The organism is Serratia sp. LTN-2, from assembly GCF_059740205.1.
Map to the genome: position 1 here is coordinate 1 of NZ_JCAXDO010000038.1, position 13,324 is coordinate 13,324.

Here is a 13,324-nt window from a genome sequence, read left to right on the forward strand (position 1 = left end):
CGATCATTCCCTTTGCCGCCGCCGTTGATCTCGTATTTTTGCGTGATCTCGGTCATGACCTTGTTGTTGTCAAGCCAGAAACCAGGGGGGATTTGGCCGCGACGGACCGCCGTAAAGACAGCCAGCGGAAGGGTATAGTCTGCCGCCGGGTTTTTGCCGGCATAGCGCCCATCCGAAATGCTGGCATTATTGCCAAAATTCTGGCCGGCCGGCGGTTTGGCAGCATCGATGATGGAATTCAGTACGCGGGTTGCACCGCCCGCACCATCATCCACTAACGATGAATTTTCATAGTTCATGACGACCCCGTTCATCGTTGCGTGGCCCTCGGCATTGATAATGACTTTGCCATACCGGGAGACAAGCACATCGCCGGGCTGCATGACCTGCCAGCTGACAGTACCACCACTGCCACCGCCGCTGTCGCCCCCGTTACCCGTGGGGCCAGTAGGGCCAGGTCGGCTGGGACGATCGCCGGTCACCGTCATGCTGTCGCCATCATCCGGTGAATGATAAGTAAATTTGGTATTTGCATTAAAAAGCATGGGCTATCTCCGTTGATTAATACTGTACAAATGCACAGTTAAATCGACTGTATAGACCGCGTCTGCCGGGGACAACCCCATGGAGGGCACTCTCGTTTGTACTAAGGCTGGTACAACAGGCGTTGTGGTCGAGTACAACCTAATCAGTCCCAGGAAGATCCGGGACCAGGGGTTTTCGGATCTGAATGAGAAAAACCGAGAAAAGGTAATAAATATCTTGCGTTGGTAATACATTTAGCTCAAAGTAATACATGAAAGAGAGTGGCGTTTACATTCAATTTTGTTGGAAATTTTATTTTTTAGCTTAAACAGTCAAAGAGGTGATTATCTTGAACATTCATACTCCATCTGAACAAAACGAGTCCCAGGGGACGGTATCGGTCTCACTCAAGGGTATCCCGACCGATCAGGGCCAGGCGCTGAAGGAAGTGGCCAAAGCACGAGACATTAACCAGTCAGCGCTGCTGCGTGAGATGGTCAATGCCAGCATGGGCAGCATTATCCACGTATTCTGCCTCAAGAGTCCGCTGGTCGCCTCCCTGGATCAGGATATTGCCCAGTATAACGGCAGTCTTGTTCTGCCTGCCTGGAACGCGGCTCCGCCGGCTCCCCAGTTCGAAGCCGCCTACCGCGATCTGCTGGGTATCCGCACGGAAGATGACCTGACCCGTATTCTGCTCCGCAATGCACAGTACCTCCGCATGCGAACCAGCCAGGTGATGCCGCGGGGGCAACAGTTCTACGGCGGCACAGCGCTGTATTTTGCACTGTTCTGTGATGTCGCCCGTCGTGATGACCAGACGATTGAAGCGTTCTGGGCCAGCATTGCCCGCTTCTGGGGGCAATGGTATCGCCGGCAGGATTATTACCAGCAGATCAACCAGCTGCGCGACATGCTGAGTCTGGAGCCGGCGAACGGTCTCAGTGAGGCTCATGCGGTGGGCCTTTACAGCCGGGTATCCGTGTTTCAGGACGAAAGCGGCCAGCAGGGACTCAGTCAGGTCTTGCTGACGCTGCGCACCGAGAATACGCGGGCTCTGCCGGCAGGCGCATTCGATCAGTTTGAGCTGCCGTACTGTAATGGCCAGATCCTGACGCCCGATCCAGGCTACGGCGCCCCGAAGATTTTCCCCAACAATGCCCTCGGCATGGGGTTCCGTTTCCGGGAAGGAGCCTGCTCTTTACACTGCTACACGGTGGAGGACGCCCGGATCGGCGCCACCCAGACACTGACGGAAGTGGCCGAAGCGCTCGTCAGTAACGTTGATGCTCCCCTGCGAGCCTATGCTGCAACCCTTCCTGTCACTACTCGCTAAACTCGAGGCCCAGGCCGCTGCGGCGGCCTTTCTTCCTAATTGAGACCGTTGTTTCCAACCGTTTACAGGCGAAAAGGTTTTGCTCCAGCAAGTCACTTTCGTCGTTGAAACCCGTGTGTTTGAGTTTACTTATGATGCGCGAAGGAGAAACACACCGGCCGCAGCATCGGCCGGTCAGTTCCGGTTATGACCAAAGCGGCGCGTCAGCAACACCCGTTTCCAGTGCGCCTCACGCCGGTCAATCTCTCCCTCTTCGCAGTTCAGCCCCATGACCTCAAGCACAGAAAATTTGACCTGATCTAACCGCGGACCCGCGAGATCGCCGAATGCCTCCTTCAAGCCGGCATTGCCGCCATGCCCGGTTCGCAGATAGCTCATCCAGCGTCCCCACACCCCCTCCGCGCCATCCGCTTTACCCACATACAGCTTCCCGCCCTCCTCATCGGTCAGCAGGTATATCCCCTTGACGTCAGAAAGCGCGCGGATCCACGACCGGTTATCTTCCCGGAGGATCAACCCGAGGGTCCGCAGGTCAATGCACACCTCCCGGTAGCCCGGAAAGCGGCCCAGGGTGCGGCGGGTGGGGGAGATGTCGGTGATCGCCAAATACCGGGCCACAGCCTCCCCCCGCCGGACAAACGCCCGGGCACTGGCCGTCAGCGCCCGTGACACATGAAGCCGGCCGGCATACTCGCTCAGGGCAGTGACAGGCGTCAGCGCATAGCGGTAATAGGCCTCATTACGTCCACTGACAGGCTCCATCACGCACGGCAACTCACCGGTCTCATAGGTTCCGGCGTACATCCAGCGCTGCTTGTTCTCCGTCTGGATCAACGAAACCACATACGGGCGGCTGAATACCTTTTTCTTTTGCCAGCACTGCCATTCATCGAAAGTGCCGTGTTCAAACTCGGTCAGCGGATCTTCGTCGTAATCGTTTATCGACGCGAAATGGACGTGGCAACGATCGGGGCTTAAATCGGGCAAAACGAGCGTCAGGTAGCTGAATAAATCCATATTATTTACATCCTTAAATGGACCGAGCAGATAAGCGCCTCCGAGTGTTTTCACTGTTCGACGGCGGCCGCCCGATCCTGCCCCATACGGGCAACCAAGGGAGACGGACAGTCAGGGCTGGGAGGGGGCAGGCACGCGATGTTGCAGGCGCCGCGTCTCTTCCTGATCCCGGTATTCACTTGCCTTTTGTATCATTTCCGCCGTTGGCTCCGGTAGGTTTCCAAAAAACTCCTTAAACCGGATACCGATCGAGTTCAGCGAAACACTGTCCGTTCGGGCCGTTTTGAGGTTGGTGTAAATCAGGCGGGTAAGCGGCTTGGTCAGCTCTTTCTCCTCCATAAAGCGCTTGAAGGTCCACAGATAGATATCAACCAGCTCCAGCCCGGCACTCTGGGTTCCGGACTGGAAAATCAGCGGCTTCTCCGGCATGTTCTTCATGTTCATCACCGGCAGGCCGGGTCCCAGCTCCCACGGCTGCTCGCGGATCTGACGATAAAAGACGCTCAGCTCCCGCTGGGTGGTGTTGAACTGCGACTGCTGATCCACAATGATATTGGCCTTGCGGTTGGGCGCCCCCAGACGGGAACAAATTCCGTGCAGGACGGACTGGAATCCAATCATGTTGGGCATGATCTGCAGCTTTTGCTTACCGGTTTTGCAGTTGTAGCTCAGCTCGTCAAAGTTGACCATCGCCCAGGACAGGGCATCGGTAATAATTTCAACTGATCGGGCGTCACCCAAAGCATCGACTCACTGAAGCAAAACACCACAGACCTCGCTGAAAAGCGTGGATGAACGTTCATCATGGGGCTCAAGGCGGGCGCGCCACGCTTTTTCAGCCAGCACGTCATCAAAAAGATTTGCCAGATTCAGTAGCAACGGATAGCGCAGCGGAGTCCAGTAAGCCGTCCAGGGCACCACCGGGTTCATGCCCTGATCGAACACCTGATCAAAGAATGAAATGATGGCGTGATCGCGTTTGACCACCTGCCAGATATCAAACCGTATCCGGTGCTTCTTCTGCAGGATAAGCAGCGTATCGTCCACCTCACCAAGACGGTGTATGCCCAGTTCTGCGGCATGCAGGCGCTGTACCTTCAGTTTTTACGCAAAGCAGCAAGCCCTGCTTCGGCAACCTTGTCCAGGTCGTCCGGCGAAGAAAGCACGCCGTAAGAAAGCACCGGCTGAGTAGGGTCAAAAAGGTTCGGGCCGGTATGGCCGGTTTCATCTACATAAAAGTGCATTCAAGATCCCTTTATCTGTCAGTCTGAAGCGAAACAGTATTATTAACGCGAATGTAAAACCACCCAGTCATTGGGTGCAAGGGATCCGCTTATGGTCTTTTTCGGATCTGCGACGCAAAAACGCCGACCGCCGCCCGGAGCTTCGCTAGCAGGCCGGAAGGACTGTTAGCAACTTGTCACTTCAGCTATCCCAGAAAAATAAAGCTATCTGTTTTTTGCATATCATTGTAATCAACATTTATGCTTTATAGGATATTGCTATCATCACAATATACTTTTATGACAGCAGGACACCGCCATGCTAAGCCAGATGAACCTCCGCTTTCCAAAATCCCTGATCGCCGCCCTGAAAAACCGCGCCGCCGCCGAAGCGGTGCCGGTCAACACCCTGGCCGAACGTCTGCTGCAGCAAACGCTGGCCACCTCGGTCGCCGGCGACGAATACCGCGCGCTCTGCGCGGCGCCGTACATCACCCTCGGCCAGCTGTACCGCAAGGTCGTGCGCGCGGAAACCGTCGACGGCCAGGCGCTGAGCCGCGCCGAACTGCGCTGGCTGTTCGCCCAGGCGCAGATCGCCTACCGCGATGGCCGCGGGCCGGTCAACCGGGCGCCGCTGTCCGCGCTGCTGCTGATCACCGATGCGCTGCTGGAGACGGCGGTGGGCGGCGGGCTCGATGTCGATCCCCACTATTATCGGCGTACCTTCGGCCTGCGCGGCGAGGACTGGCTGCAGGCGCTGCGTGACCGCTTTACGGCGACACGCACCCCGCCGGCCGGCAGCGCCGAATTCTTCGCCCGGCCGCTGGCCAGCGGCGTGCTGAACCTCGATGATTTCAGCGACGAGGCGCTGGCCCGCGCCTGCACCCCGGTGCGGCTGCGGGCGATCTTCCCGCTGGCGGTCGCCGCGCAGCGCGCCGACGATCCGGCGCTGGCCGAGTATCTGGCGCTGACCGCGCCCTTCGTGGAGCGCCTGCAGCTGATCGCCGTCGCCGGCGAGCTCCGCGCCACGGTGGAGATCGTCGCCGGGCAGGGCGCCTATCCCGGCGCCGACGACAGCCTGCCGCCGTTCCTGTCCCTGCATATCGGCGGCGCGGTCTTCCAGTCGACCTTCGGCTGGCCGGTGTTCGCCGAGCTGCGCCGCCTGCTGCGCGCGCGTCAGGACGGCGATCGCACCCGCAGCTATCAGGGGCGGCATGTCTCGCTGCATGTGCCGGAGAGCGGCGACATCGGTCTGGTGCTGCCGAATTTGCGGCTGCGGCTGGCGCCGGACACCTTCACCGCGCTCGAGGCCGAGCTGCTGACGCAGCTGGAGCACCCGGCGGCCGCCGCGGCGCTGGCCGAGCTCGCCGCGTTGTACGGGGATCTGTGAAACCATGAAATTTTCGCTGCTGGAAAATGCGCTGGACTCGGTGGAAACCGGCTTAGATCACTTCTATCAGGCGGTACGCGGGAACAACAACCGCGATCACAAGCGCTGCCTGCTGGATCTGTTTCAGGGCGCGGAGCTGCTGCTGAAGGCGACGCTGACCCGCCTCGATGACACCCTGATCTTTGATCCCCGATCGATAAAAAAGGTGTGCGGCGATCGGCGACCGACCGAGCAGGAGCTCTATCGCTGCCTGTCGGTGAATATCCCGGAGCTGCGCAGACTGGTGATAGAACATTATCCGGCGGACTTCAACCCGGACGGGATGAAGCTACTGAGTACGCTGGCGCTGGAGCGCAACAAGATCCAGCATTTCGCCATTGAGATAGATCCCAAACACCTGGCCAGACTGCTGCGCGAACTGTACCGGGAAATCTACAAGCCGGCGTTCGCCATTCTGCAGTTGGATGACGCCGAGCTGACCACATATGACTCGGTGATAAAAGAACAAATCGTTGCGTTTGAGCGTCAGTTTCTGGATATCGATGTCGAGGACGAATACCACCTGGCCATGTGTCCGGCCTGTGAAAGCTGGTCGCATTTCATTCTGTATCGTGGCGAAAGCTTCCCCGTTGAAACCTACTGCACCTGCTGCGACTTCAGGCTGACCAATCTCAGGCCCGAAAATTACCATTTGTGCCCGGATTGCGGGGCGGGCAGCGTTATCTACCTGCCAGAACGCCAAAAGGGAGCCTGTTTGTGGTACAAATGCGCCTACAGCAGTTTCGACGGATTTTTGGCGATGGCACCCTGTGACTGCGGCGGGTATAGGATTGAGGACGCATGCAGGGATTGTGAGGACGATTGAGCAGTCAACCAGCCAACTATGAATAAATCCGCAAGTTAAGTGCATTGGTTATAAAATACGCCTGACCTGTAATCACTCCTGTTTCCCAGACCGACCCGGTTGGACTTGAGATCCATTTTTCAACAGACCGGGCTCAACGTCTGGTGAGGGAGATACCGCCCAATCAGGCCAACGGTTGGCCTGTCACCAAGAGAAAATAATGAGAAGAGAATTTCAGCCTTACGACCGGGAGCTTCCTGCCGACGCAGACTACAAAATGGAAGCCATCCATCAGCGAGATAAAGACAATTTTGAATCCCTGGAAAAGTGGCTTTACCTGGGTGCTGATAGCAAAAACGCCAGCTATGCCAAGATAGGCATAACGATGGGCAATTTGGCATCCAGATCATACAGCTCATGCAACCCCGGCTATTATCTGTTCTGCGCCTTTAAATGCACAGCGCGCACAACACAAGCCCAGCTCGAAGACATTGAGCGTAGCGTTCTGGACTATCTTGACGGTGAGTTCACCCGGGAGGATGGAACAACGAAGCGGGAACCCCATTTCGAATCAGGGCGTATATCAGAGTGTTATTACGATATTGATTTTAATGAGCTATTCTGGCATCTCCACCATCACTTGTTTAAAAAACACACTAATCATTTTATCATCGGCTGTTTGGACGGTTACGAAGGTGATTTTCTGGACTGCAAATTTAGCTCAAGTCTTTCACTTGAAAAGCAAAAAAGCTACATCGCAATGATCCTGCAGTAATACCCGGTTTAAAAGCGTCGTCAGGTAAAACACAGCCCCGTCATGTTCGGGGCCATCGCGAGGTCTGAGAAGACGATACCGCCCTGGGATTGTCGACGCGGATTGCACTGGCAGCCCCTCCTGAGTCCTCATTCCCCCATCACTTGCCACAGCATAGATCATAAACAACCTCAGGACAGCCACTCGCGTTTGTGCACTGTCTGGCACAACAATCATCTGCATAAAATGGCGTGACGTGGTGTGAAAGTCTGGCCTACGGGGACTATACTGCGAACCCATTTCGTGAATTGAGGCACCAATGACTCCATTACACCGACTGGCCGTCATGGCCGTTAACACCCTGCTGGAACGCGGCGCGATCAGGCTGGATACCTCAGAGACTGACGGAAATACACAAGAGGAAAAGGGGCATATTTTCGCGGATCTCGCCGGCAAACCGACCGTGATTAACTGGTCCGGTATCGGGTTTGAAGAACTGCGCATCAGCGTGTGGTGGGACTACGACCACAGCAAACACCCGCAGGCATACCCGGAGTTGCCCGACTCGAGCTCGAACAAAGAACATTTCCGAACCGCTCAGCCCCTGGCCAAACGCCAGCATTACCCGAAATTTGTCGGTGTTACCCTGTCCTTTTGGTTCGAACGTAAGGACGGAAAGTGGATCCAGTGCCACGAAGGAGAATTCCGGGGACATGACCGCTATATCCGCCGAGATATGCGCGCAGAGCTGGAGATGCTACCCACCGTCAAGCCTAATGGGTTTGAGGCCTGCGGAAGATTTTACTGTTAAAAACTAGATTTTGAGGTTAACGCCATGACTAACGAAAAAAAACTCCCCCGCACCGAAATCTTCCTGGTGATGAAAGAAATCCATGATGGCTCTGTCATGATGGTCGAAGGGCTGCTACCGGCAGCCAACTACTACTTCGATGGTCTGGCCCGCGCCGCCCTGCACTCGCCGTCACAGGTTACGCTGGAAACAGCTCATCCCGCGTATCATTTGGTTCAGATGATCCATCTGCCGCGCGAACACAGTGGCAAATGGCACGCCACCCATCATGCCTTCGGGGGCTGGCCTGACTTCGCGCCGACTATGGAATACGTCGTGTCCATCGCGGCGTATTCCAACAGCAAGGACAAGACGCTGAAAATGATGAAAGCGGCGATCGAGTATTCCGAAAAGCTCCTCGATGAAGAAGTTGCTCCTCGCAACGGGGAGTTCCCGTTCGAGCTATAAGCCGCCTATTGCCCAGTTTCCACTGATAGGTTCCGGCTACGCGGCAGGAGTTAATTTCCTGTCGCGTCAGTCTTTCGAAAAAACCACGCGCATAAAACTTGCACAACTTTTCGATTTGCCATATTCTTTAATGCATGAAATCGAAAAGGAGGTGCTTATGACCACCACAACCCAAAAACGAATGGGTAACACTCGTTCCTCCGCAACGAACAGTTTTTCTGACAGCGGGATCTTCGCTGCGCGCCTGCAAAACTTTGTCCGCGAGGTCGCAGAAGACGTGCGTGCCGGCAATACGCCGATCGCCCCGGAGAGCATGGCCGAGACCGATGCGGTGTTTACCGTCGATGCCATTTTGCAGTTTTTGATGAACCGTGCCGTTAACAGTGAGACGAAAGAGAAGAGACGCCAACGTCGCCGTTTACTCAGCAAGGCGATGTTCCTGGACACCCTGGAGAAAGATGGCGGGATCTACTCGTCAGCCAAAGCCGCGGAGATCCTTGGCAAAACCAAAACAACGGTGAAAAACTGGAAAGATGCCGGGCAGCTGCTCGCTCTGGAGATTGATGGTGAGTTTTACTATCCCGCGTTCCAGTTCACGGATGATGAGTCTATTTCCGATAAAGGCGTACTTCGCGGCGTGGCGGAACTGCTTGGCCTATTGAAGAGGCAGGGGTTCAGTGACCGCATGCAGTATTCCTTCTTCATGGAGGAGAGAAATACTGTCCTGAATGGGTTGTCCACGACGGGACGCCCGTATACCGTCGCCGGTATCTTGAAAAGCCGGCCCGGCCCGGCCCTGATGGACGAGCTGCATCGCCTGGCTCGAGTCTACGGTTCACAGGACGCCATTTAATGAAAGGGGGGCTTGCCCCCCTTTGATTATACCTCTACCGGAATACCCAGGCGCAACACCAGAATATCCGCCGCTTCATGACCATTGTATTCGAAGTCACTCAGACGCGTTTGGCTGTGGGTCACAGCCATCCCGGCACCGGCAACGTCGTCGTGCCAAAGCACAAGACAATCGTCACCGGTGACGTTAGAGGTGAATAACATGCCGTCCAGTCCTGCCGCCCTGGCTTTTTCTGCCAGCAACTGTGTCACGGCGCGTGTACCTGTCGTGACCTGATGCAGCGTCAGGTGGGTGCTACGCACGAGGTGGTTAACCACCAAAACCCTAACGTCTTTTACGATAACCACTTCGCCCATATAGTGATTATCGAGGTCAGATTCCCTGACGCTTTTTTTGCCCTGAAAAACTTCCTTCAGCGGTGTTAGCGGATCAAAGGCCAGATACATTGACCCGGTGATCCCATCGGTCAGGCTATAGCGGAAATCCGCCCCGTCACGATTGAAAAAGACGCTACTACCGCCGTGAGAGTCACGTTGAAGTCGGTATGCCAACGTACCCGCGTTGACATTGTCACTGTTAGCAAGCAGTGTCGCATCCTGCAGCTGCCTGATGGTGGCCAAGGCCGCTTCATCTTGTTCATTCGCGCACATATGTCCGGAAGTTTCAGTTGGTTGGCTAACTTCGTCGTTTGGGTTTGCCTCGAATTTTGATGTCATATCTATCTCCTGCAGTAGTTCGAATGATGTAAGCCATAGGCCTAACCTCCGTGATTTAGGTTTTTTGCCCCCGACCGCGTGGCCGCAGGGCGCTGTATCCGCCGGTGGAACTGGCAGGACACGATGAGGATAGACAAATATTCGGGTCAGACAAGGATTGATTTAAAAAGAATTTTTTGGGGAACTTGAGGGGGGAGTATTCGCTGAAGGCGTTTCTGCAATCTGGTTGATGCCGAAGCGCTTCGATGGGAGGTGTTGCAACCCAGCCGGTGATGGCCCTTCGCAGCGGCGCAGACTTGCACTGCCGGCGACTGTCGTGCGGAGACGATACGTTCAAGCGGCTGGAGGGGGCGTCCTGCAGGTCGCCGGCGGGTATCACGCCGCGTATGATACCGGGCTACCGGTGCAGCTCCAGATGAATGAGGGCCGTATCGGGGAAAGGAATAGAAACTGGGGTAGGAGCCTATCCTCACTATGCTGGAGGTTGATGCAAAAATGTGCAAACATGGTATATCCCCCAATGGTAATGGATAACCTATGGACACGGTAGAAGAATTAAACGGCACGTATTTCTATAAAGGATATATGCAGTTAACACCCCAACAGCTGTGGTGGCTGATCACCGTCGATGCGCTCCGCGAACACCTGGAGATCAGCGTTGCCGATGCCGTGCTGATCGCGTCTGGACAACCCTGGATTCCCACACGACAAAAGCCCGGCACCGCCACACCCGGCACGTCAATCGCCTCGCGACTGTCCCGGAAGTACCTGGATAAGCCTCTGCCAAAAGGCATCCGGCTACCCACGCTAGTTGGTGAATCGCCACATCGCCTTCATATCAGCTATGTGAATAACTGGGGTAAATTTATCGGCCGGAATGTTCCCTGGCTGGGTTATGCTCTATCGGCATGGACAATTTACGCGATCGGGCGAGATGTCAAAGACCGATTTAATCTCATCGCCCGCCCGGCCGACAGAATTCAGTGGACCTATTTTTGATGAAGACGCCAGCGCAAATAGAGCAAGAGATCATTGATTACTACTATGAAAATTTCAGTCCCCGGAAATATGTCTTCTGGGGCCCTAAAGTTCCGGTAACCCTAGACACGCGTTTGCGGGAAGATCTCAAGATTGGTTGGGATGACGGTGACGATGCGATCAACACCTACCTGGCCATATGGCATGTCGATCCGGCCGGCATGGAGTTTACCCACTATTTTGCTCCAGAATTCCTCGGCTCGAAAGTGCCCGAACAGCCGCTCAGACCACTCACCATCGGTATGTTGGTTGAATCGGCCAAAGCGGGGCGCTGGTTGTATTAAAAAATAAGTAAAGAATACATACAATTTGAATCTGACAAAATCGCTCGTCACAGCTACAACATTCAAATACCCTTTTAATTATGTGAAAGTGACGAGCAGTTTCTTCATCTCACCCCTCTATAACTATAAAACCTTACCACATAGAGTATAAATATAAAAATCAAGCAAATAAATAAATTAATAAAAGCCAGTCCCGAAACCATCCAATAGCCACCAATGGACGCAAGGAACGCCACAAAGACAAAGAAAATAGAGATGAAAAATAAATTTCTAATCATGGAATAAAAACCAAACCCATAAAATACAGTATTTATAATACTATCATAATAATCGAGTTGAATTTATATATATTGTGCAAGGTTTATAATAATTTTCTACACTTAGTTTATTTAAGTCAGGAGGCGCAATGTGTGGACGTTTTGCACAATTCCATAGCCGAGACGAATTTCTCACCGCCCTGGCGCTTGATACGCCGGTTAGCACCGCCGGCGACTGGCATGCACGGTATAACGTCGCCCCCGGCACGCCAGTGTCGGTGTTTCATCACCACGATGACCAGCTGCAGCTGACGCCGGTCAACTGGGGCTATGCACCGGAATGGTGGCGTGAACAGGGAAAACCACCGCTCATCAATGCCCGCGTTGAAACCGCGGAGCACAGCCGGATGTTCGCCCCGCTCTGGAAGCATGGCCGCGCGCTGGTGCCGGCATCGGGCTGGTACGAATGGAAAAAGTCGACGGAGAACCCTCGGCTGAAGCAGCCCTATTTTATCCGTGGCGCCGATCGCCAGCCGTTGTTCTTTGCGGCGCTGTACGTAGCAGCCAGCGACGGCAGCGGCAGCTTTATCATTATCACGGCCGCCAGTCATGCCGGCCTGGCGGATATTCATGATCGACGTCCTCTGGTGCTGCCACCCGCTGCCGCGCGCGACTGGCTCGATACCAGCTTAGTTCCGCCCTCTGGCCATATGCATGCTGACGTGTACAGCCTGCAAGCGGAGGATTTCATCTGGCAACCGGTCTCGCCGGCTGTGGGCGCCGTTCGCAATGACAATCCCTCACTCATCCTGGCCATCGATACACCAACGGTCTGAGCTGCGCGTTATCCACAGTTTTGGTGGATATCATGTGTGCAAGCACACATGAGGAACGCCAAAAGCTGCAGAAAAAAATCACTCAGAAAATTATTATATTACGTCGGATCGCGCTACGAGACCCGGTTTCAGGCTTGCGTGTGCGCACGTTTCGTTTATGATTTACTGTATATATATACAGATAAATTATGACTATTATGAATGCCAGAGAATTGTACTTTTTTTCACCAGGTCAACCGGTCAAACTCCCGCTCTACGGGACACCATGCCCGGCAGGTTTTCCCAGCCCTGCCGATGACTATATAGAACAATCCATTGATCTGAATGATTTTATTCGACATCCGGCCGCCACGTATTTCATCCGGGCAACGGGCGAGTCAATGAGTGATGGCGGCATACTGTCAGGGGATTTGCTGATCGTCGATCGGGCTGAAAAACCCGTACATGGCAGCATCGTGATCGCCGCGGTCGACGGCGAGTTTACCGTCAAGCGATTGCTACTGACGCCCAGGGTTTGTCTGGCGCCGATGAATCCCGCCTACAGCCCTATTTACCCTGAAGAACTGGAAATTTTTGGGGTGGTGATCCACGCCCTGCACTCGTTTGGAGGGTGATCATGTTTCTCTTGGCTGACGTCAATTCGATGTACTGTGCCTGTGAACAGGTCTTCCGGCCAGATCTGAAAGGCAGCCCGGTCGCCGTGCTTTCGAACAACGATGGCGCCCTGGTGGCAATCAACCGGGAGGGAAAAAAGCTCGGTCTGAAACGTGGCATGCCGTTTTTTCAGGCCAGAGAAATCATTAAAAATCAAAATGTAACTGTCTTTTCAAGCAATTATGCCTTGTACGGCGACATGTCGGCACGCTGCATGACGATTTTAGAATCCCTCGCGCCAGCGATGACGATCTATAGCATCGATAAGAGTAAGTTGTATAGTGTGGTCACCCAAGCAGTGGAATCCGAGCTATGGACATTTTTAAACGTCTGAGGGGG

General features: G+C 54.6%; 13 protein-coding genes and 3 pseudogenes. 12 read left to right on the plus strand and 4 right to left on the minus strand.

Annotated features, from left to right (window positions below):
• Positions 1-545, minus strand: a pseudogene (locus AC6BYQ_RS27580) (hypothetical protein); the annotation flags it as partial.
• 329 nt (positions 546-874) lie between these two features.
• Between AC6BYQ_RS27580 and AC6BYQ_RS27585 the strand changes: the two are divergent.
• Complete coding sequence (locus AC6BYQ_RS27585) at positions 875-1,861, plus strand: hypothetical protein (protein WP_306686656.1); 987 nt, start codon at positions 875-877, stop codon at positions 1,859-1,861.
• Between the two features lie 174 nt (positions 1,862-2,035).
• On the opposite strand, the gene AC6BYQ_RS27590 is transcribed toward AC6BYQ_RS27585, so the two are convergent.
• A complete protein-coding gene (locus tag AC6BYQ_RS27590) occupies positions 2,036-2,878 on the minus strand; it encodes a GIY-YIG nuclease family protein (RefSeq protein WP_306686655.1) in 843 nt (280 codons plus the stop codon).
• 111 nt (positions 2,879-2,989) lie between these two features.
• Positions 2,990-4,122: pseudogene (locus AC6BYQ_RS27595) on the minus strand (DUF3800 domain-containing protein).
• Positions 4,123-4,420: 298 nt separating this feature from the next.
• Here AC6BYQ_RS27595 and AC6BYQ_RS27600 point away from each other — a divergent pair.
• The 6 genes from AC6BYQ_RS27600 (at position 4,421) to AC6BYQ_RS27625 (ending at position 9,200) form a co-directional block, all read left to right on the plus strand.
• A complete protein-coding gene (locus tag AC6BYQ_RS27600; protein ID WP_498057852.1) occupies positions 4,421-5,491 on the plus strand; it encodes a hypothetical protein in 1,071 nt (356 codons plus the stop codon).
• A 4-nt stretch (positions 5,492-5,495) separates the two neighbouring features.
• On the plus strand, positions 5,496-6,356 hold the full coding sequence (locus tag AC6BYQ_RS27605; protein ID WP_306686652.1) for a hypothetical protein: 861 nt from the start codon (positions 5,496-5,498) through the stop codon (positions 6,354-6,356).
• A 199-nt stretch (positions 6,357-6,555) separates the two neighbouring features.
• Entirely contained in the window at positions 6,556-7,110 is a 555-nt protein-coding gene (locus AC6BYQ_RS27610) for a hypothetical protein (RefSeq protein ID WP_306686651.1), read from the plus strand.
• Positions 7,111-7,408: 298 nt separating this feature from the next.
• Entirely contained in the window at positions 7,409-7,900 is a 492-nt protein-coding gene (locus AC6BYQ_RS27615; RefSeq protein ID WP_306686650.1) for a hypothetical protein, read from the plus strand.
• A gap of 24 nt (positions 7,901-7,924) precedes the next feature.
• Entirely contained in the window at positions 7,925-8,347 is a 423-nt protein-coding gene (locus AC6BYQ_RS27620; protein ID WP_306686649.1) for a hypothetical protein, read from the plus strand.
• 157 nt (positions 8,348-8,504) lie between these two features.
• Entirely contained in the window at positions 8,505-9,200 is a 696-nt protein-coding gene (locus AC6BYQ_RS27625) for a MerR family transcriptional regulator (protein ID WP_306686678.1), read from the plus strand.
• Positions 9,201-9,226: 26 nt separating this feature from the next.
• On the opposite strand, the gene AC6BYQ_RS27630 is transcribed toward AC6BYQ_RS27625, so the two are convergent.
• Positions 9,227-9,916, minus strand: coding sequence for an RES family NAD+ phosphorylase (locus tag AC6BYQ_RS27630; RefSeq protein WP_306686648.1), 690 nt, complete (start codon positions 9,914-9,916; stop codon positions 9,227-9,229).
• A 537-nt stretch (positions 9,917-10,453) separates the two neighbouring features.
• Between AC6BYQ_RS27630 and AC6BYQ_RS27635 the strand changes: the two genes are divergently transcribed.
• From AC6BYQ_RS27635 to AC6BYQ_RS27655, 5 genes and pseudogenes are all read left to right on the plus strand, one after another.
• On the plus strand, positions 10,454-10,915 hold the full coding sequence (locus AC6BYQ_RS27635; protein WP_306686647.1) for an STM2901 family protein: 462 nt from the start codon (positions 10,454-10,456) through the stop codon (positions 10,913-10,915).
• A complete protein-coding gene (locus AC6BYQ_RS27640; protein ID WP_498057853.1) occupies positions 10,915-11,238 on the plus strand; it encodes a DUF1493 family protein in 324 nt (107 codons plus the stop codon). Before AC6BYQ_RS27635 ends, AC6BYQ_RS27640 begins: the two co-directional genes overlap by 1 nt.
• Positions 11,239-11,644: 406 nt before the next feature.
• Entirely contained in the window at positions 11,645-12,331 is a 687-nt protein-coding gene (locus AC6BYQ_RS27645; RefSeq protein WP_306686646.1) for an SOS response-associated peptidase family protein, read from the plus strand.
• Positions 12,332-12,528: 197 nt separating this feature from the next.
• Positions 12,529-12,945, plus strand: coding sequence for a translesion error-prone DNA polymerase V autoproteolytic subunit (umuD, locus tag AC6BYQ_RS27650; RefSeq protein ID WP_197848818.1), 417 nt, complete (start codon positions 12,529-12,531; stop codon positions 12,943-12,945).
• Positions 12,946-12,947: 2 nt separating this feature from the next.
• Positions 12,948-13,292: pseudogene (locus AC6BYQ_RS27655) on the plus strand (Y-family DNA polymerase); the annotation flags it as partial.
• Between the last annotated feature and the right edge of the window lie 32 nt (positions 13,293-13,324).

Excerpts from the sequence above, each read along its gene's own strand:
- AC6BYQ_RS27590 (WP_306686655.1), bottom strand. The coding sequence starts at position 2,878 with ATGGATTTATTCAGCTACCTGACGCTCGTTTTGCCCGATTTAAGCCCC.
- AC6BYQ_RS27600 (WP_498057852.1), top strand. The coding sequence starts at position 4,421 with ATGCTAAGCCAGATGAACCTCCGCTTTCCAAAATCCCTGATCGCCGCC.
- AC6BYQ_RS27605 (WP_306686652.1), top strand. The coding sequence starts at position 5,496 with ATGAAATTTTCGCTGCTGGAAAATGCGCTGGACTCGGTGGAAACCGGC.
- AC6BYQ_RS27610 (WP_306686651.1), top strand. The coding sequence starts at position 6,556 with ATGAGAAGAGAATTTCAGCCTTACGACCGGGAGCTTCCTGCCGACGCA.
- AC6BYQ_RS27615 (WP_306686650.1), top strand. The coding sequence starts at position 7,409 with ATGACTCCATTACACCGACTGGCCGTCATGGCCGTTAACACCCTGCTG.
- AC6BYQ_RS27620 (WP_306686649.1), top strand. The coding sequence starts at position 7,925 with ATGACTAACGAAAAAAAACTCCCCCGCACCGAAATCTTCCTGGTGATG.
- AC6BYQ_RS27625 (WP_306686678.1), top strand. The coding sequence starts at position 8,505 with ATGACCACCACAACCCAAAAACGAATGGGTAACACTCGTTCCTCCGCA.
- AC6BYQ_RS27630 (WP_306686648.1), bottom strand. The coding sequence starts at position 9,916 with ATGACATCAAAATTCGAGGCAAACCCAAACGACGAAGTTAGCCAACCA.
- AC6BYQ_RS27635 (WP_306686647.1), top strand. The coding sequence starts at position 10,454 with ATGGACACGGTAGAAGAATTAAACGGCACGTATTTCTATAAAGGATAT.
- AC6BYQ_RS27640 (WP_498057853.1), top strand. The coding sequence starts at position 10,915 with ATGAAGACGCCAGCGCAAATAGAGCAAGAGATCATTGATTACTACTAT.
- AC6BYQ_RS27645 (WP_306686646.1), top strand. The coding sequence starts at position 11,645 with ATGTGTGGACGTTTTGCACAATTCCATAGCCGAGACGAATTTCTCACC.
- umuD (WP_197848818.1), top strand. The coding sequence starts at position 12,529 with ATGAATGCCAGAGAATTGTACTTTTTTTCACCAGGTCAACCGGTCAAA.